The following is an 18,612-nucleotide window of genomic DNA, read 5'->3' on the forward strand; positions in this document are numbered from 1 at the left end:
TTTTACTTGATACCTTAATTAAAGGATGGGAATAAAATGGATCAGTTACTATCACCAGACATGGATTTAAACTCCGCCGCTACAGATCAACGGATCCATGATCTCTCAGGACAAAAGCAAAGTGGTCTTGCCTGGGTCAAGGCGAACGTGAAGGAAATTAATGCCTGGGTTGACCGCGATGGCTTTGCGCTGCTTCGTGGCCTCAACATCGTCAGCACCAATCAGTTCAGTACCATTCTGGAAACGATCTTTGGCGAGCCGTTAAGCCAGTATATTTATCGCTCCTCACCGCGTACCGCGCTGCGAAATAACATTTATACGACCACCGAATATCACGCCGATCAGGTGATCCTGCAACACAACGAAAATGCCTACTCCAATTGCTGGCCAATGCGAATGGGCTTTTTCTGCGTTTTACCGGCCACCACCGGCGGTGATACACCCCTTGCCGACAGCCGTGAAGTTTATAAACGTCTGCCCGAAGCGCTCAGAGCCCGCTTTGAAGAGCGCGGCATTATGTATGTGCGCAATTACGGCGACATAGATTTGCCCTGGCAGGAGGTGTTCCAGACCCAAAGCCGCGATGAAGTAGAAGCGTATTGCTGGAAAAACGACATCCAGTGTGAATGGTTCGACGATGGCAGGCTGCAGACCCGACAGTTCAGGCCTGCGGTCATGGCGCATCCGCAAACAGGTGAAAAGGTTTGGTTTAATCAGGCACACCTGTTCCATTGCTCCGCAGTAGACACGGACATGCCCGACAGCATTGGTGCAGATTATTTGCCGCGTAACGCTTATTACGGCGATGGCGGCGAGATTGCCAAGGAAGACATTGATGTGATCAACCAGGTTTATCGTGAGCTAACGTTTTCTTACCCCTGGCAGCGCAACGACATTTTGCTGCTGGACAACATGCTATTTACCCATGGCCGTCAGGCTTATACCGGTAATCGTAAGGTGCTGGTGGGAATGGCAAAAGCAGCACGTTAAGGCGTGCAATCCGGGGTTTGTTAGTGGTGCTGAGGTTGACAAACAAAGTGGTCAAATTTGAGGAATCAAAACAATGAAATGGTTAAACCCATCAAGGCTGAATATCATGGTGATGTGCCTGATAAGCCTGGCTCTGGCATCGTGTCTGCAAAACAAAAGTACGGCGAAAGACACCACTATCACCGCTTCACAAATAGAAATGATAGACACCTCGGTCAGGCAATACTGCGATGCCATGGTGTTTTTCGGTACTATTTATATTACTTCAATAGACAAAGTGGTTTATGAATACCACTGTGGCCCGCAAAACATTCAGTACAAGGCGGATAACACGGTTAAGTCTAAGTACCGGATTGGCTCAAATACCAAAGCATTTGCCGCTGCTATCCTGATGCGTATGCTCGAAGGCAAAGATCTCAGGGTTGAAACAGTGGGCGACTATCTGCCCTGGTATCCAAAGAACCAGTGTGCAGATGTAACCTTGCACAACCTGCTGGCCATGTCGTCGGGGATCCCAAATTACAGCGACAACGAAGAAGTTTACAACAACTGGGGTTGGCGCCCTTATTTGTACGATGAAACCTTGAACCTGAATGGTCCTGAAGGGTTTGGCAATCGCTTTTGTACCTGTGAAGAGCAAGGCGGGCAACCGTCGTTCAGCCAGGGCAGCAAATACGAATACAGTAACTGCAACTACTATCTGGTGGGCAACATCATCGAGCAGCTGGCGGCAGGCACGCAAGGCGACATCGATCGTAGTTTTTGGTTCAGCAATATCGTTAAAGAGCAGATCCTCGACCCGTTGGATATGAGCGACAGTGGCTCGTTCAGCGCCATTGGGATCTATTCAGATATGACCACAGGCTATATCTACAAAGACAATCAGTATTTGCCACTGGCTAACGGTCGTCCACCGGCCACGGGCGGGCCAGCCCCTTATGAAGACATTTTGGTTAACCCTTACAGCAATCCGCTCGTGCTTTACTCGGCCGGTGATATGTACTCCACCGTGCAAGACATGCACAAATGGGATCAGGGTTTGTATACCAACAAAATTCTGAATGAAGCGCAAAAGCTGGCGGCATTCGCACCTTATTCCAACACCGGCAGTTCCTCGTCGTGTGAATACTATGGCTACGGCTGGTTTGTCACCTATATCGACCCTAACCAGTACGGCAAAGTGGCAGACTGCCCCGATGATCCAAGCGAAACCAACCTCAGAAAGTACGAGAAATTCCTACAGTATTCAGGCAGCTATCCGTACTCATGGGTCACCAGCTTTAACCGCCTGCTGGAGCGGGATCAAAACGTCATGGTGTTCAGCAACTATGTGAAAACCGGCACAGAGTCGGATTGTATTGCCGAAGAAATTCGCAACATCATCTTTTACAGCGATAAACACCGCACCGAAGCCTGCCAGACGGTGTTAGATGAAGCGTAAGAGGGGCGAGTTAACTAAACCCACGTCGCCGCCATCCCGCACTGGATGCGGGATCTACTCACAGACCACTGTGTGGCGGTGAGTAAATGCCTAGGGAGAGGTCGAGTTGCGGTTAGGTGGTTCCCGGCTCGGGGGCCGGGATGACAGGCTTCACTGTTGAGTGGCATCCACACCGCTGTCATCCCGCACTTGCTGCGGGATCTACTTACAGACCACTGTGTGGTGGTGAGTAAGTGCCGGGGGTGAGGTCGAGTTGCGGTTAGATGGTTCCCGGCTCGGAGGCCGGGATGACGAGAGCTGGGGCCGGGATGACAGATGGGGCCCAGAACGACAGGCTTCACTGTTGAGTGACATCCACACCGCTGTCATCCCGCACTTGCTGCGGTATCTACTTACAGACCACTGTGTGGTGGTGAGTAAGTGCCGGGGGTGAGGTCGAGTTGCGGTTAGATGGTTTCCGGCTCGTAGGCCGGGATGACGAGAGCTCGGGGGGCGGTGTGAAGGGTACAGAGCAAGTGTGGTGCATCCGTTAGATGTAACAGAATCGCTAACGAGGAGCAGGTATGACAGGCTTCACTGTTGAGTGGCATCCACACCGCTGTCATCCCGCACTTGCTGCGGGATCTACTTACAGACCACAGTGTGGTGGTGAGTAAGTGCCGGGGGCGAGGTTGAGTTGCGGTTAGATGGTTCCCGGCTCGGAGGCCGGGATGACAGGTGTGGGGGCTGTATGGCAGATGTGGGCCGGTAAGGCGGATGCAAAACAAGTGTGGCGCATCTGTTAGATGTAACGGCATCACAAACGATGAGCAGGTATGACAGGCTTCACTGTTGAGTGACATCCACACTGCTGTCATCCCGCACTTGCTGCGGGATCTACTTACAGACCACTGTGTGGTGGTGAGTAAGTGCCGGGGGCGAGGTCGAGTTGCGGATAGATGGTTCCCGGCTCGGAGGCCGGGATGACGAGAGCTCGGGGGCGGTATGAAGGGTACAGAGCAAGTGTGGTGCATCCGTTAGATGTAACAGAATCACTAACGAGGAGCAGGTATGACAGGCTTCACTGTTGAGTGACATCCACACTGCTGTCATCCCGCACTTGCTGCGGGATCTACTCACAGACCACTGTGTGGCGGTGAGTAAATGCCTAGGGTGAGGTCGAGTTGCGGTTAGGTGGTTCCCGGCTCGTAGGCCGGGATGACGAGAGCTCGGGGGGCGGTATGAAGGGTACAGAGCAAGTGTGGTGCATCCGTTAGATGTAACAGAATCACTAACAAGGAGCAGGTATGACAGGCTTCACTGTTTAGTGACATCCACACTGCTGTCATCCCGCACTTGCTGTGGGATCTACTCACAGACCACTGTGGCGGTGAGTAAATGCCTAGGGTGAGGTCGAGTTGCGGTTAGATGGTTCCCGGCTCGTAGGCCGGGATGACGAGAGCTCGGGGGGCGGTATGAAGGGTACAGAGCAAGTGTGGTGTATCCGTTAGATGTAACAGAATCGCTAACGAGGAGCAGGTATGACAGGCTTCACTGTTGAGTGACATCCGCACCGCTGTCATCCCGCACTTGCTGCGGGATCTACTTACAGACCACTGTGTGGCGGTGAGTAAGTGCCGGGGAGAGGTCGAGTCGCGGATAGGTGGTTCCCGGCTCGGGGGCCGGGATGACAGATGGGGCCCAGAACGACAGGCTTCACTGTTGAGTGGCATCCACACCGCTGTCATCCCGCACTTGCTGCGGGATCTACTTACAGACCACAGTGTGGTGGTGAGTAAGTGCCGGGGGCGAGGTTGAGTTGCGGTTAGATGGTTCCCGGCTCGTAGGCCGGGATGACGAGAGCTCGGGGGCTGGGATGATAGGTAGAGGGCCGGGATGACAGGTAGGGCCCAGAGCGACAGATGGGTAATTAAGTGGCGGGGCCGAAGTTTGCCATGCAGCCAAAGTGAGGCCCCAATGCAAAAACATAAAAGAGCAGCAGTGAACTAGGGCGCCTGTATCAAATTCACTGCATTTTAAACGCATTTACTTGCTGTGTTTTAGGACATGGAAAGTGAAAAAGGGCAAGTTAGGGTCTAGGCTTTACCTGACTTGGTGGGTTTAACAACTGTTTATGCCAACTGAGTTTTTAACGACGTTGGTACCATTCCAATCATAGAGGAAAAAACATGACAGCGACAAAAACAGCGAAGGATGACAAGGCCACAGCGGCTGCTGAAGCTGCAGCAAAGCAGGATTCAGTCAGTGTTGAGGTTGAGAATCGCGAAGCGGTAGCGCGCATTATTGTCGACAAGTACACCAAATGGTCATTCGGTACAGGGCTTATCCCAGTACCAGCAATCGACTTGGTGGCCTTGACTGGGGTACAAATCAAGATGATCAGTGAGATTGCCAAAGTATATGGTCAGTCTTATAGCGACAATAAGATCCGCGGTACGGTAAGTGCGGTGATTGGCGGCTCATTCCCACAGTCTTTGGGCGGTGCAGGACTTAGTAGCTTCTTAAAGTCAGTACCAATCATTGGCACGCTTAGCGCAATCGCATTTATGCCAGTAGTATCCGCAGCGTCTACCAGTGCGGTAGGTACTACGTTTATCCGACACTTTGAAAACGGCGGTACTTTGCTAGATCTAAATCTGGCAAGTATTAAGGGAGACATCTCTGAAATTGCAGCAAAGTATCGAAAAGATAAAGGCAACAGCACTCAAGACACCCAAGCTACAGCGTAAGTTGAGAGGCTAAAACACAAATAAACCAGCAGCGTACCTGTTGGTTTATTTGCTCACAGGTTAAACCAAACTGATTGTCAGTTTATAGGAGCAAATTATGTTAGTTACTTTATATCTGGTGTTATGTGTACTTTCTGGCTACTGGGGCCGCAATACGTTTGCAGGCCCTGTGGGTTTCTTTTTCATTGGCCTGGTTTTTACCCCATTGGTGAGTTTACTGGTGCTATTACTGGCTAAAACACGTCTTGCAGATCCAAAAGAAGTGGAGGAACAACAGTAAGTTCAGCATTGCCAGCATTCACCGCTTGATTGCGGGTGAAAAATAGGCAAGCTAAAAACCAGAGGAAGTAGATCCTCAAGATAAGATAACAAGGATTGCAGTTCTGACTGCGTCGTAGCGCTCAGTATTATCACCAGTGGCGGACTTTCAGGCCACTGGTAACACAATGAAAAGACAATAAAAATGGTATTATACGATTTAATAAGTCGAAACATTAAAATTAAAAAAAGGACCTTTGTATTACTCGGTTGTATCTCTGGCCTTGCCAATGCACTGGTGCTTGCTCTTATCAACAACGTGGCAGAAAACATTTCTGATATCCACAAAGAAAACCATGTATTTTACTATCTGGTACTGTTTACCCTGACAGTGCTGATCTACGGCCTAACGCAGCAGCGGCTGATGACCAAAGCCGCAAGAATGGTTGAAAGATCCATTGACCATATGCGTGTTGAGCTGTTTGAGTCGGTGCGACATACCGAGCTATCGACGCTGGAAAAAATCGGCAAAGAGCGCATATTTAATACGCTCAGCAAAGAGCTGCAAACCATTTCTCAGTCAGCTCAGCTCTTTGTTATCATCGGGCAGTCCATCAGCCTGGTGTTTTTTACCTCACTCTATATTGCCTATCACTCAGTTATGGCATTTGTGGTTTTGAGTTTGCTGATCATGCTGGGCGGCAGTATTCACAGACTGCGGGCCAACGAAATTCAACGCAATATGGCGCTGGCATTTCAGAGCGAAAACCAGCTAATTCAGCGCCTGTCGGACTTGCTCGACGGTTTTAAGGAAGTAAAACTGAGCGCCCCCAGAGCAGACGACCTGGAGCATGAGTTCGCGTTATCCTCGGGCAAGGCGCGGCGTGCGCAAACGGTTACCAAAACCTTGTTTGCAACCGACTTTGTGCTCTCGCAGATCACCTTCTTCGCCGCAACCGGTGCCATGGTGTTTTTTGTGCCTGTGTTATCCGATGTTTACCCTGAGGTGGTCATTAAAGTCACTACGGCATCTTTATTTTTAATCGGCCCGATCACCAGTATTGTTGGTGGTATTCCGGTTTTCACAACGGCCACAGAGGCGGCGCAAAATGTACTGGCGCTGGAGGCCGACCTAAAACGCGAGCAAGCCGAAACCTCGCCACCGCGTAAAGCAGAGGTACAGCCCATTGAGAGCTTTGAAGAGCTCAGGCTGGAAGGGGCGTATTATCAGCATAATCGTAAACCCGGTGACCGACCGTTTTTTGTCGGTCCGGTCGATTTAACGGTTAAACGCGGGCAAATTACGTTTATTACCGGAGGAAACGGTAGCGGTAAAACCACCTTTATTCGCATGTTAACCGGCTTATATGAACTTCAGGCCGGGCAGATCTTTCTTGACGGGCGGCCGGTTCATGATGCCGACCGTGAGAGTTTCCGCAGTATTTTTACCTCGGTGTTCGCCGATTTCCACCTGTTTAAACAGCTCTATGGGATCAGGGCCACCTCTCAGGAAGAAATTGACGAATGGCTGGCCTTTTTAGAAATGAACGCCAAGGTCAGCGTGACGGATGGCGAATTCAGTACCATAGACCTCTCATCCGGACAACGGAAACGCCTGGCACTGCTGAGTACCATACTGGAAAACCGGCCAATTTATATTTTTGATGAGTGGGCCGCCGATCAGGACCCTATATTCAGACGAAAATTCTATGAACAGGTACTACCCAGGCTCAAGGCCCGTGGTAACACCGTGATCGCAATTACACATGACGATGCTTATTTCCATTTAGCAGACGTACATTTGAAGATGGTAGAAGGACAACTAATGGAACATCATGAAGTAGAAACAGATGGAGTGCCGTCATGAATATAATCCTCCCACCTGATTTAATGCTTATAGGACTGGCGGGTGCCTGCCTGCTGATCCTCATTGCGAATTTGATTATGCGAGTGCTGCGGCGCTACAAACCTGGCTGGCGTAAACGCATATTATCCTGGCGGTTTAGAGCTGGTTTAACTATTTTAATCTGTTTGTTCCTGATCGTGGCGTTGGTGCCGTTTATTTTTATCCGGGTAGACTCTGGTGAGGTAGCTGTACTTTGGAAGCGCTTTGGTGGGGGGACTTATCTGGACCAACATTTTAGCGAAGGTACTGTGCTGGTGATGCCCTGGGATAAGCTGATCATTTATAACGGCCGTTTTCAGACTGCTCACGAAAGCATAGATGCCATTACCAAAGAGGGTCTCAGGATCACACTCAATGTGACTGTCAGGTATCGGCCAGTGATTGAGCATGTTCCTTACTTACATCAGTTAGTGGGGCCACGGTATCTGGAAGAAATGGTGTTGCCCGAAGTGGCGTCTGCGGTACGCATGATAGTGTCGGACTTTCGTGCAGAGGAAGTGTACAGCCATCAACGTATGGCAATTCAAAAACGGTTACTAAAAGATGTGCTTGATGAATTACACATACAAGAAGAATCGATTTTGGAAGAAAGTCAACACATGAAAGATGGCCACGCCTTAGTGAACTTGGACGATATGCTGATAAAACGGGTAGATGTGCCGGATAAAGTGCATGAGGCAATTATCTCTAAGGTCAACCAGAGCTATCTGAATGAAGAATATGCAATGCGCCTTGAAGTTGCGAAAAAAGAAGCGCAGCGCAAGAAAACCGAAGCACAAGGTATTGCCGATTTTCAGGAAACCGTGGCGGGTGGCATATCCGAAACCTACCTGAGATGGCGTGGTATTGAGGCCACCATTGAACTGGCGAAATCTAACAACGCTAAAGTTGTAGTAATAGGCAGCGGTAAAGACGGACTTCCCCTAATACTCAATACCGAAAGCAGCCTGAGTGGGCCTGAGCCCAAGCTGAGTCAGGAAGTGACCAAGTTAGTAAAGGCAGAAGAGGCAACAAAACCTCAGCAAGGTTACGCCAACAGTGTGATTAAGCCCGGTGAGCCCATGAGTAGCCATCATATGACCTCAGCAAAATCGGGAGAGCCTTTACATAAATAACGCAATGAAGCAGGCGGGTTGATAACGGCAAAGCGCTTTTGTCAACCCGCCTGCTTTGTACGGCCGCCTTATAAGTAAGGAAAATAAGTAAGGAGACGCTTTAGCCAAAAGGGGCTCCTTACCAGCGTCGCCAAATTAGTTTTCATATTACGATCTAAATATCACGTCCGTCATACCGTATTTGATACGGGATCTGCCAACAAGCTACGCCAAGATACAGTCAGACATATTGATCTAAATAGGCTTGCATATTATGCACCAGCGGCCTTCGCACTCGTAAAGGGGCTTTACACCAATCTTGTACAGGTGATTATCTACTAGCGACAACAAGCACAAAAATCGTGTAGGTGATAATAAAAAGTGAGTCTGATTAACAATAGAAAAGGGCAGTAAAGGAAAGACAGTCATAAAGGCACACCGGGTGTGCCTTAGCCATTCGACCTTACAGTGGCATATTACATGTATACACTTGGACATAGGTATGCCAAGGGCAACCCTTATTCACTTTGGTTGGTGGAAAGGCAACATCAACACCCCCGGCAACTTGCGGAGTTTGTTCTAAACCTACAGCTTTGCTATTAGATAAGTTTTTGAATTTCTTTTTATTTAAACTTAGTTTCATTTCTATTTCCTTGTTATTTATTAGGCGAAATGCCGAACATAGTTATGACACACTGGGTAACATTTGTAAACAGCAGGTTCTTATTGGGAGCGGGCAGGGGAGTCCTGCTAAAGCATGGCCGGGTAAAAGGTGCACTTTAGAGTCATGTCAAGGCACGCTGGGTGCCTTGGCATTTTCTGTCTATCGCGGGATACAGGTATTCAATGGATAGTACGAGAACCATGGACAAGTCTGTTGCACTCGGGTAGGTGGGATAGCGCTTGCGCCGCCTGCGATCAATGGCGTTTGCTGCGCGTCTATTGCTTTTTCATTACATAGGTTTTTAAGATTCTTTTTACTGAGGTGTAGCTTCATACTAATTTCCTTTTGTGACTTGTTAATTGGGCCGGGTTGTTTTTTGCACAAAACACCCTGTGTGTAAATTGAAAGAATCTAATGCATGTTTTGCCTGCACGCGCCGGGTTCTCGACTCTTGAGTAAAAATAGTCGTCACCCATCCATATTTTGTTCTTATTGTTTGGTTAGTATTTCGGGACGGTCTGAGGGAGCACTATCTGCTTACAAATCGAACTGTTGCCGACGGGCGCCCACCTGCGTGGACTTGCTCAGTGTAGCTGCATTATTCCGGGTAGGATCATTTCGCGTTTCTATTCGCCTTAATGCAATGGTTCGATAATCTGTCTGCGCTTGATTGAAAGAGTAAATAGAGTAAACAGGTACAATCTCTGGTCAGGGTAGCCTGATAAAGGTGGCCAGAGTGACGTGACTGTAATTGAGAGTACTTATATAAAGGCACATTGGATGTGCCTTTTTTACTAACTTAATAATCGCTTTTATCAGGTGTTGTGGTGCAAAAGGAGACTGTGTTACTCAGCTAGGTTATCCTCCTGCACCCTAAATGGCTTACACGGCGTTCGTCGCCTTAAAAAGTGGCCAAGCCATTCATTTTATTTAACCAGTTTCATACCAATGGCATAGCTTCTGAGATAAGCGCTCGCACCGTACATGTGATCTTTGGCTTTTGACACCACCTTGGAAGAGTTCCCGTGCTGTTGCGGATGCATGCTGTATAGCAGTACATCTGGTTTCTCAAGATGCTCTTTATTCTTACTTACTTCGGCACCAACACCAGTCAGAACAAAGCCATTGGGCATATTTACTGTGGACTCAATCCGAGAACTGGGGTGGTAATTGAAGTCACCAAAACGTTGGTACGGCTCGATATGCCCCAGATTATGCCCAAGCTCAGCGTTTGCTAGATCTTTACGAATACCGACGATGCAGGTCGTGAGTGTTGCTTTCTCGTAGTATCCATGATCTTTCGTTGCTGCAACCCATTTACCATAACTATTGGGAAATGATGCGTACATCAAGTGGCCAGCGCGTACATCCGTCCAGTTTGACCTAGCACCGCCACCAATCATCAGATAACCGCTTTCAGGAATACGGGTTGAGCTGTTCGGGTTTTGGCTTGCCGTTTGAGATTGCTCCGAACCGCACCAGGTTTTGATGATATTATGCTCTCGAATTTCACTGCGGGAGATCCCTTTAATTTTTATACCAATAGCATAGGCGGTAAGGTTATGGCGCGATGGGTAGCCATGATCTTTGGTTGATACTATCCAGGATTGCTGCGTATTTACGTCCGGGTAGGAAGCTGTGATTAAGGCTGCGGTGTTGATGTCTAAGTGTACACCACCCCCCACGACAACCCAATCTTCATGAATATCGATTTTAACGTCGCGGTTATGCTGATTACCTCCTTTGGTTTCTTTCCACACTCGCATTTCGATTAAACCAGATTCATCTACACTACTATAAACAACCTCTGCTGCATTTGCCTGCATACCCATTGCCATTATAGCACCACATAAAATAGATTTATTGAATTTCATTTTATTTACTCCGTTGTAGGTTTTATGTTTCGGTTTTTATGATGGCTGAATTTTTGGTTATTTATAACTACCTGATTAGGTGGGTGTGTTTTAATTTTATTTAGTTTTTTTTGCTTTTTTTGTGAGCTTTTTAACACTCCCTTTTTGGGGGGTGATAATCTCGTTGCTTAGGCTCTATATTGTACTCGAACTTAAACGATAAGCAGGAAAAGCTATGAAAAAGCTCAATTTAAAAAAAAGCTTTGCATTGATATGCTTAAGCATTTTAGGAACCAAAGCACAAGCAATACCATTAGAAAAAGTGCGTCATTGCACCACATCTACGGTGTTGCTACCGTGCCTGGGTAAGACACAGCACGAATACAGACATTGGGAAAATAATGGCGTAAGACACGAAGTACAAAAAAGAACTTATATCATGCGCTACAATACACCTTCAGCAAATGATACCGAGCACCTTGTTTTCATCGCCAGTGGCCAGCGTTCGTTAGATGGTAGTAGCTACCAGAACTTTATCACCGGTAATACTCAGAATTTTGATAATCAATTTAGCCGAACAGATAATCACGTTCAGACATTTAGCTTTTCATCTAGTGCGCTTCCGGAATTAATCAGGAATAGTGGTGAGTATTCGCCGTCCAATTCATTTATAGCTTCGGCGTGGGACTCGAGGTTTAATTGGGAGTCGCAAGCTTATAATAAGCATCGCGTGGTCAATGCGTATTATGATTGGTTAAAGACCAAGTTTAAATCAAGTCGGCTTAAATCTATTTATTTGGCTGGCCATAGCCGCGGCGGAGCGCTAGTCACGCGTCTGGCCCAGCGATTTAAAAGCGAATTTCCAGATATTCCTCTGGTATTACACTTGTTTGATCCCGTTGGGAACCATGTGCAGCAAGAGTTAGTGACGGACCGTTTTCAGCGGGTAAAAAATCCAACGACCTCTGAATGGCAATACTGGTCATACAGAGCTGATTTCAATTCATTGTTCCCTAACAAAAAGAATTTGAGGGTCCTCAACCAGGTAGGTGGCAAGGCATTTATGCCTGAGTGGGTGGACGATTCGAAAAAAGGGATACGGTCATTAGCTGATGCAACGCCGGGCACCAATTCGAGTGCGAATGATGGGGCCTGGTATTTTGAAGGGCAATCGAGCCAATTTAGTCTGTTCGATGCTGGCACCGGTACGAATTGGTATACTCAAAACTGGTATCACGCCTCTCATACCGAATTTGCTTCAAGAGATTGGGCCACCAATGTTGCATTTAATCATCTGATGAGTTCGGACGTACGAACTATGATAGCCGACTACACAAACTCCAGGCCTCCAATCCCAAGCTGCGACGGTTACGTCAGCCGACATGATGACAATGGCGCTACGATCAGATTAACCGGATCGAACTTTGGAGGCGATAATGAGATCAGAGATTGGCGTTGGCAATTTAACAATGGCACAACACAAAATGGGACGAAAAATCCAACAGTCCAAATAGATTACTGGCGGTTCTCCGGGTATCGACTGGAAGCGACTTTGCAGGTAACCAGTCATAGTGGCAAAACGGCAAGCACCACATGCTCAATCACGCTGCCGAGTATTAAGAATCCACCCAGGTAAATTGAGCGTCAACCGGGAGGCCAACCGCAGGGGGAACTACCCTGGGTTGGCCTCTTTTTTATGGGATAAGTAAACTTTGTTTTGCTTTGAGTACCGCTTCTGTTCTGTTCGCTGCACCCAACTGAACAAGGATCTGGCTAACCAGTTCTTTTACTCTGTCTTTGGACACCTGCATTAATTCAGAAATTTCTGGGTTAGTCATGCCTTTTGCCATATACAGTAAACATTCACTGCTTTTGGGTGTTAATGTCGGACGCAGAAACAGATAGTCCGGACATTCTTTGATAATTCTGGGTACCAGAGTCAAAGCGATATCACTCAATATCGCACTGTTTTGCTGATAAGCCATTTTTATTTCTTCATATGGTTGACTGGAAAAGAAGTTAACTAACACGATGGCGCCGCCATAATGAACAGGGATGACTATGCCACAGTTGATGTTTTCTTGTGTTAAGAGATTGCCTAAAGCTTTTGGTGCAAGGGTTGACCCATGATAGTCGCGAGTGCTCCAGAATCGTGGTGCCAGTGTTTGCTGGCAGTACTGGATCAGGTCATCAGAAAAGCAATGTCCATCCGTAAAGTAAGCGCGAAGGAATTGTTCAGAACAGGTGGAAAGGTACCTGAATATCGGCTCCGTGCCATTCACCCCAACAATGAGAAACTTATCCATCCCCAGTGGCTCTGAAAAACGGCTTAATGCGGTAGTAATGGCAGTTTCCGGATACAGTGCAAAGTTATCTGAGTGGCTGATTTTGTTACCTGAGTAATCCATATAAACTCCTGTGTGCTCTTCTGTTTTATCGCAGGCTTCGTTTTTTATCCTGCACCGTTAAGCTAGGTAATTTTTTGCTGTATCAGTTACGAGAAAAGCGACACCTTACACCGAAAAAGCGACATCTATAATTATTAGCCTATAAAACAATTAGGTAGAGGGTTAATTGCAATGGGGTTAGCTGTTAATGCGGTGCTTAATTATTGTGCAAATTGAAAATCTCATCCTTATAAAGCCATTTTGTTGTCAAATATTTAACAAACAAGTTGACTGTACCTTATAAAGGTTATAGAAAGTAATTACGCATTTTACAGCAAGGACGCAAAGGCAATAATGCTAAAAAGGATTCTGTTAGTTGTCTTTTTCTTTACCATACAATGGCATACTCATGCGCGTGAAGTTGCTGAGATCAGGCTGCACCATAAGGCCATCGACAAACTTGATATGGTTACTATCATTAACTCTGTTTCACAAGACAGTCAGGGGTATTTGTGGATCAGTGGTACTTCCGGCGTACTGAGGTTTGACGGTTATCAGTCCATATTCTATCCCCATTCGCTAGCAAGAAAAGTTGTTGAAGACGCTCAGGGGCGCAGGTGGTTGCTAACAGGCCACGGATTGCACTTATACAGCGCCCGGCAGGACAGCTTCACGCCTTATATGGATACTCTGCGTCAACAAGCTCCCAAAGGAACGAGTTTGTCTAAGGACAGCTTTCTTTCTGTCCGCACCAAGGATAACGATGCCTTCAGACCGGCTGCTTTATATCAGGATAGCCAGGATATGTTTTGGCTTATGGGCGATGATGGACAGTTAGTTCACTTCTCTGCTGATGACGTTGGTTATCAGTTATATGACTTACACAGCTCGGGGGTCAGACACAATCTGCGCTTTAGCATTACTATGTACAAAGATTCTCCTTTGTTTATCTCTAAGCGTGGCGAAGTGTTTAGGTTTGAAAAATCCTCAGGCGTATTTATTAAACTGTGGCAAAGCAATGAACTTGCTGATACCAGAATTGTAACTTCCGGACCTGATAGCACTTTATATGTGGTATCTGAAAAAGGGTTTTTCAGGCTCGAACAACCTGAATCCAGGCAGCCCTCACTAACCCATTTAAGTGATATTGATCATCATGCAATTACGTCCGTGCGCTCAGGCCGTCATGCGGTTTATGTTGGCACTGGTTCTGAGCTCATTGCAATAGACTCTGCAGAGAGAGTTAGCCGGGTCAGCAGGTACTACGCCAATGCTCAAATGCAGCAAGTATTCCTGATAAGTAATGTGTTTGATGAACACGGGACAACCTGGCTTGCAACCAGTCGCTCTATATTTGAAGTGGAGCTTAGACAACCTGAATACACAATTGAACAAGCTGACTCTATCTCATTAGTAAGCGGTATGCCTAAGATTGACGGTTTGCAAGTTGATGAAAATGATAACTTGTGGTTTGTAAGCCAAAACCGGGTTTTCTTGCAGCATGATGGTTTTGCCGAGGCCGAGCCTGTTTATTTGGACCGCGCTAAGCCCGAGCTAGATATCTTCACTGTCTATAAGGGGCAAAACGGAACATTGTGGTTTGGCGCATTATCCGCCCTGTATCAGCTTGAAAAGGGGGCACATTCTGCGACTCGGTTTAGTGTTCCGTCTATGGGAGAAGTTGATTTTGAGATTAGAGATATAGAGCAGTCGGATAATGGCCATTTATGGTTATTGACTTTTGAGGGAGTCGTAGAATATGCACCACAAACTGGTCAGCAGGTGTCGTTTTTACCCGGGCATTTCAAAAATCTAAAAAAAGGCAGTAATGGTGCAGTATTAGCCTGCGGTTTCGAAACATACATTTTGGGTCAAGGTGAACCAGAACTGGTGAAATTCCAAACATCGAAAAGTAATAAGAAACTTGTTGTATATGACGCGGATATCGACCACAAAGGGCGCTTATGGGCGGCGACCTCTTATGGATTGCTCCTTCATGACCTGAAAACAGGGCGTACACAGCTGCTTGATCTAAATGGTATTTATCCCAACCTTGTATTTGGCTTTATATACCGGGTTGGCACAAGGCATATCTGGGCATCTGACATGACCAACCTATATAAACTCTCGCTCGATACTATGCAGGTAGTGTTTTCTACACCGTTTAAGCGTTTGAATATTGGCGCCAAAACGTATGACAGTGCAGCTGAATCGAGTACAGGAGTTTTATACCTGGGAGGAATAAATGGGATCGTGGCTTTATCAAATATACAGGCCTTGGATCCGTATGGCGTGCATATAAGCAGAATATATGTGCAGGGCGAGCGTTACGCGGTGTACCAAGACGGGCTGTATTCGGAGAACACTATTTTGCCGGGCAGATGGTTTAAGAGCGAGCAGAGAAATTTTAAGTTCGAGTTCGTTAACATTAAACGCGATCAGGACGTCGATGTTCATTATCAGTATCGTTTACTTGGCTTTGATACGAACTGGACGGAGACCGAACAAACACACCGCAGTGCGACTTATACAAACTTGCCACCGGGGAAGTACGAGTTTGTGATCAGAAGCAGAGCGATTTCGAGTGACTGGACTGAATCGCGCTTTCAATTTGAAATTGCAACGCCTTGGCATTTAACTGGCTGGGCATTGACATTATACGCTGCTGGTTTAGTGTTATTGATTGGTCTGATCCTTTTCGCCAGAACACATCAGCTAAAGCGTCGCAACCTGCACTTGGAAGAATTGGTATTGTCCCGTACTAAAGAGATAGATCAAAAGCGTGCGCAAATTGCCAGTTTAATGGAAAATAAAAATGTGTTTTTTGGCAACGTATCACACGAACTGAGAACGCCTCTGGCGGTGATCATGCTACCTATTAAGAGTATGCTGAAGCAGTCAACTAATGATGGCAATAGCAAATGGCATGCAGCCTATTCACAGGCTTTACGGCTGGAAAAGCTCATCGACAACCTGATCCGCTATGCCAGAAAAGATGATGTTTCCCCTTATGAAAATCATCACTTTACTGCCAAAGACGTGTTGCTAAAGCAGGCTCATGCGTTTGAGCTGCTCGCCAATGAAAAGAAGATCCGCTATGAAGTAACACATACTCTGGATGTACAGGAAGTGTTGCTTAACGAGGCGGACTTTGAACAAATAGTAACAAACCTACTGTCTAACGCAGTGAAATATACACCTGAAAATGGGGAGATTTTTGTCGAAGCGCACCAACGAGGTGATTTCCTGCAACTCAAGTTTACTAACTCTGGGCCTGGTATTTGTAAATCCTTGCAGGCAGACGTGTTTAAACGATATGTACGGGGAGAACAAAGTGATATAAGCGGACAGGGCATTGGTTTGTCTTTGGTTCAAAAGCTAATACGCGATTGTGGGGGCGAGATTGAACTAAACAGCAAACCGGGAAAGGGGTGCCAGTTTATCCTGACGGTCCCTCTTTACCGTGAAGGGCTGTCGCAAGGTACAGACAGCACGGTGCGTACAGAAACAAGCTCTCAGGTTAACGTGAGTGACAACTCTGAGCCTAACGCTCGGGTGTTGATTGTAGAAGATAACCCGCAGTTAAGAATGATGCTTAAGGAGTCGTTATCTGTGTGGTTTGATTGCACAGTCGCCTGTGATGGAGAGCAAGGCCTGTCGCAAGCAAAATCCGACCTACCCGATCTTATTATCAGTGATGTGATGATGCCAAAAATGTCGGGGCTGGAGATGCTGCGAGAGATCAAGCAGGATGATACAACCAGCCATATTCCCGTGATATTACTTACAGCAAAAGAGGATGACGGTAGTCGGATCCTGGGGTTTGAGGCAGAAGCTGATGATTACATGGGTAAACCCTGTGATCTCGATGTGCTGAGGCATAGGGTGGAAAACTTGATTAAAGGGCGTAAGAAACTAGCGCGGTTATTTGCAGAACAGATCCTACGCAGCCCGCTTCCGGCAAGTACACTCAGCGATACAAAGCGACTTCCCTTTATTGATAAAATTCAACAAGTGATTGCACAAAATTATCAGGACCCTAATTTTGATACTGAGAGCATGGCCAGTCATGTATTTTTGAGTGTGCGACAACTGCAACGCAAAACCCGAAATCTGACAGGGCTATCGCCAAATGCTCTGCTCAGGCAATATCGTTTAGAGCAAGCACGTTCGCAGTTGCAATCGGGCGCTTTAGTCGCTGAGGTTGCTTACCAGGTCGGGTTTTCATCTCCTGCTTATTTCAGTAGTTGCTTTAAAGCTGAATTTAATATGTCTCCGCAGCATTATACTAAGCAGTATGAGAAAGAACCTGAGCGGCAAGCGTAAATCAACGTAAAAAGGCACAAATTGTGCCTTTTTTATATTTAATCAATTAGATAAACCAACATGCTTCTTTGTTTACTATCAATCATCCTGACAAGTTGTAATATTTGACCCTGTTGCAGGTGGGTTGCCATTTGGTTGAAATGCGTCTGCCCCTCCCTGCACCAGCGGTGTCAATTGTGCCTGCATTGTTTGATTACCAGACAGCTTCTTCATCTTTTTTGTTTTTAGCGTAAGTTTCATAATGGTCTCCGTTTTGTTATGTCACCGGGGATCACTTTTACACTTAATCAGATGCTTGTAAATGATGGTGTTGCCAAAATAAGTACTTATTCTTACCCCCGTTCGGGGAGTGTTTTTAATTGAAAATAGTGCTAAAGAACAAGGCAAAATGAGTGGTAGTTGACTCCTTCAAACTCGCTGTAAAAGGCTACTCTGCCAGCAACCACAATCCGACAGTGCAATTAGGCTATTAAATGTCTACCGACCTCCCATTTTTGTCAATTAACTTGACGCGTACTTACGGGACAGTCATATTGTTGCACTTGGAAATTAGTTTCGACGTAAAGTAATGGGGAGCTGAGGTGTTTAAAACCTCCCTAGCTGATTCAGAGTTTCTGGGCGACTTGCTAAGATCATTGCTCAGGAAGGTATACTATTAAACGCACAAACGGTGAAGGATTGTGTGATGCAACTGCGTTTTAGCTACCAGACTTTTTGTTCAAATAAAACTGCAATATCTACACAATTGACGACCGTGTAAGGTAACCCCGGCCAGCGGCTTTATCGTCATCCCGGCCTCCGAGTCCATAGTCATCCCGGCCTCCGAGTCCATAGTCATCCCGGCCTCCGAGCCCATAGTCATCCCGGCCTCCGAGCCCTTAGTCATCCCGACCTCCGAGCCCTTAGTCATCCCGACCTCCGAGCCGGGAACCATCCAAAAGACAACACCCAAAGCCCAAACTAT

13 protein-coding genes are annotated in these 18,612 nt (G+C 46.9%); 8 read left to right on the top strand and 5 right to left on the bottom strand.

The features are described 5' to 3' along the window. Positions 1-36 precede the first annotated feature (36 nt). The 6 genes from L1285_RS15150 (at position 37) to L1285_RS15175 (ending at position 8,439) form a co-directional block, all read left to right on the top strand. Entirely contained in the window at positions 37-990 is a 954-nt protein-coding gene (locus L1285_RS15150) for a TauD/TfdA family dioxygenase (RefSeq protein WP_235413038.1), read from the top strand. Positions 991-1,063: 73 nt separating this feature from the next. Next, positions 1,064-2,431, top strand: a complete 1,368-nt coding sequence (locus L1285_RS15155; protein WP_235413039.1) for a serine hydrolase domain-containing protein — start codon at positions 1,064-1,066, stop codon at positions 2,429-2,431. Between the two features lie 2,168 nt (positions 2,432-4,599). Beyond that, positions 4,600-5,160 (top strand): YcjF family protein, encoded by a 561-nt coding sequence (locus L1285_RS15160; RefSeq protein ID WP_046003370.1) that lies wholly within the window; start codon positions 4,600-4,602, stop codon positions 5,158-5,160. Positions 5,161-5,257: 97 nt separating this feature from the next. Further along, positions 5,258-5,440: a hypothetical protein gene (locus tag L1285_RS15165; protein ID WP_235413040.1), complete on the top strand. Its 183-nt coding sequence runs from the start codon at positions 5,258-5,260 to the stop codon at positions 5,438-5,440. A 183-nt stretch (positions 5,441-5,623) separates the two neighbouring features. Continuing rightward, complete coding sequence (locus L1285_RS15170; RefSeq protein ID WP_235413041.1) at positions 5,624-7,285, top strand: cyclic peptide export ABC transporter; 1,662 nt, start codon at positions 5,624-5,626, stop codon at positions 7,283-7,285. Then, a complete protein-coding gene (locus L1285_RS15175; RefSeq protein ID WP_235413042.1) occupies positions 7,282-8,439 on the top strand; it encodes a prohibitin family protein in 1,158 nt (385 codons plus the stop codon). Before L1285_RS15170 ends, L1285_RS15175 begins: the two co-directional genes overlap by 4 nt. A 442-nt stretch (positions 8,440-8,881) precedes the next feature. Here L1285_RS15175 and L1285_RS15180 read toward each other — a convergent pair whose 3' ends face one another. Both L1285_RS15180 and L1285_RS15185 read right to left on the bottom strand, forming a co-directional pair. Then, positions 8,882-9,061 carry a hypothetical protein gene (locus L1285_RS15180; RefSeq protein WP_235413043.1) on the bottom strand — a complete coding sequence of 60 codons (180 nt, stop codon included), beginning with the start codon at positions 9,059-9,061 and terminating at the stop codon, positions 8,882-8,884. 947 nt (positions 9,062-10,008) lie between these two features. Then, positions 10,009-10,956 carry a hypothetical protein gene (locus L1285_RS15185; protein ID WP_235413044.1) on the bottom strand — a complete coding sequence of 316 codons (948 nt, stop codon included), beginning with the start codon at positions 10,954-10,956 and terminating at the stop codon, positions 10,009-10,011. 214 nt (positions 10,957-11,170) lie between these two features. On the opposite strand from L1285_RS15185, the gene L1285_RS15190 reads away from it, so the two are divergent. Next, positions 11,171-12,571 (top strand): hypothetical protein, encoded by a 1,401-nt coding sequence (locus L1285_RS15190; protein ID WP_235413045.1) that lies wholly within the window; start codon positions 11,171-11,173, stop codon positions 12,569-12,571. Between the two features lie 58 nt (positions 12,572-12,629). Here L1285_RS15190 and L1285_RS15195 read toward each other — a convergent pair whose 3' ends face one another. Next, a complete protein-coding gene (locus tag L1285_RS15195; protein ID WP_235413046.1) occupies positions 12,630-13,343 on the bottom strand; it encodes a helix-turn-helix transcriptional regulator in 714 nt (237 codons plus the stop codon). Between the two features lie 333 nt (positions 13,344-13,676). Between L1285_RS15195 and L1285_RS15200 the strand changes: the two genes are divergently transcribed. Further along, entirely contained in the window at positions 13,677-17,648 is a 3,972-nt protein-coding gene (locus tag L1285_RS15200; protein ID WP_235413047.1) for a hybrid sensor histidine kinase/response regulator transcription factor, read from the top strand. A 78-nt stretch (positions 17,649-17,726) separates the two neighbouring features. On the opposite strand, the gene L1285_RS15205 is transcribed toward L1285_RS15200, so the two are convergent. Then, positions 17,727-17,888, bottom strand: a complete 162-nt coding sequence (locus L1285_RS15205) for a hypothetical protein (RefSeq protein ID WP_235413048.1) — start codon at positions 17,886-17,888, stop codon at positions 17,727-17,729. A 478-nt stretch (positions 17,889-18,366) separates the two neighbouring features. Further along, positions 18,367-18,558 (bottom strand): hypothetical protein, encoded by a 192-nt coding sequence (locus L1285_RS15210; protein WP_235413049.1) that lies wholly within the window; start codon positions 18,556-18,558, stop codon positions 18,367-18,369. Between the last annotated feature and the right edge of the window lie 54 nt (positions 18,559-18,612).

Source organism: Pseudoalteromonas sp. DL2-H2.2 (genome assembly GCF_021532535.1).
Lineage (GTDB): Bacteria > Pseudomonadota > Gammaproteobacteria > Enterobacterales > Alteromonadaceae > Pseudoalteromonas > Pseudoalteromonas rubra_A.

Bases quoted from the DNA above. Each gene is read 5' to 3' on its own strand.
- L1285_RS15150 (WP_235413038.1), top strand. From the start codon at position 37: ATGGATCAGTTACTATCACCAGACATGGATTTAAACTCCGCCGCTACA.
- L1285_RS15195 (WP_235413046.1), bottom strand. From the start codon at position 13,343: ATGGATTACTCAGGTAACAAAATCAGCCACTCAGATAACTTTGCACTG.
- L1285_RS15205 (WP_235413048.1), bottom strand. From the start codon at position 17,888: ATGAAACTTACGCTAAAAACAAAAAAGATGAAGAAGCTGTCTGGTAAT.
- L1285_RS15200 (WP_235413047.1), top strand. From the start codon at position 13,677: ATGCTAAAAAGGATTCTGTTAGTTGTCTTTTTCTTTACCATACAATGG.
- L1285_RS15190 (WP_235413045.1), top strand. From the start codon at position 11,171: ATGAAAAAGCTCAATTTAAAAAAAAGCTTTGCATTGATATGCTTAAGC.
- L1285_RS15170 (WP_235413041.1), top strand. From the start codon at position 5,624: ATGGTATTATACGATTTAATAAGTCGAAACATTAAAATTAAAAAAAGG.
- L1285_RS15165 (WP_235413040.1), top strand. From the start codon at position 5,258: ATGTTAGTTACTTTATATCTGGTGTTATGTGTACTTTCTGGCTACTGG.
- L1285_RS15155 (WP_235413039.1), top strand. From the start codon at position 1,064: ATGAAATGGTTAAACCCATCAAGGCTGAATATCATGGTGATGTGCCTG.
- L1285_RS15185 (WP_235413044.1), bottom strand. From the start codon at position 10,956: ATGAAATTCAATAAATCTATTTTATGTGGTGCTATAATGGCAATGGGT.
- L1285_RS15180 (WP_235413043.1), bottom strand. From the start codon at position 9,061: ATGAAACTAAGTTTAAATAAAAAGAAATTCAAAAACTTATCTAATAGC.
- L1285_RS15175 (WP_235413042.1), top strand. From the start codon at position 7,282: ATGAATATAATCCTCCCACCTGATTTAATGCTTATAGGACTGGCGGGT.
- L1285_RS15160 (WP_046003370.1), top strand. From the start codon at position 4,600: ATGACAGCGACAAAAACAGCGAAGGATGACAAGGCCACAGCGGCTGCT.
- L1285_RS15210 (WP_235413049.1), bottom strand. From the start codon at position 18,558: ATGACTAAGGGCTCGGAGGTCGGGATGACTAAGGGCTCGGAGGCCGGG.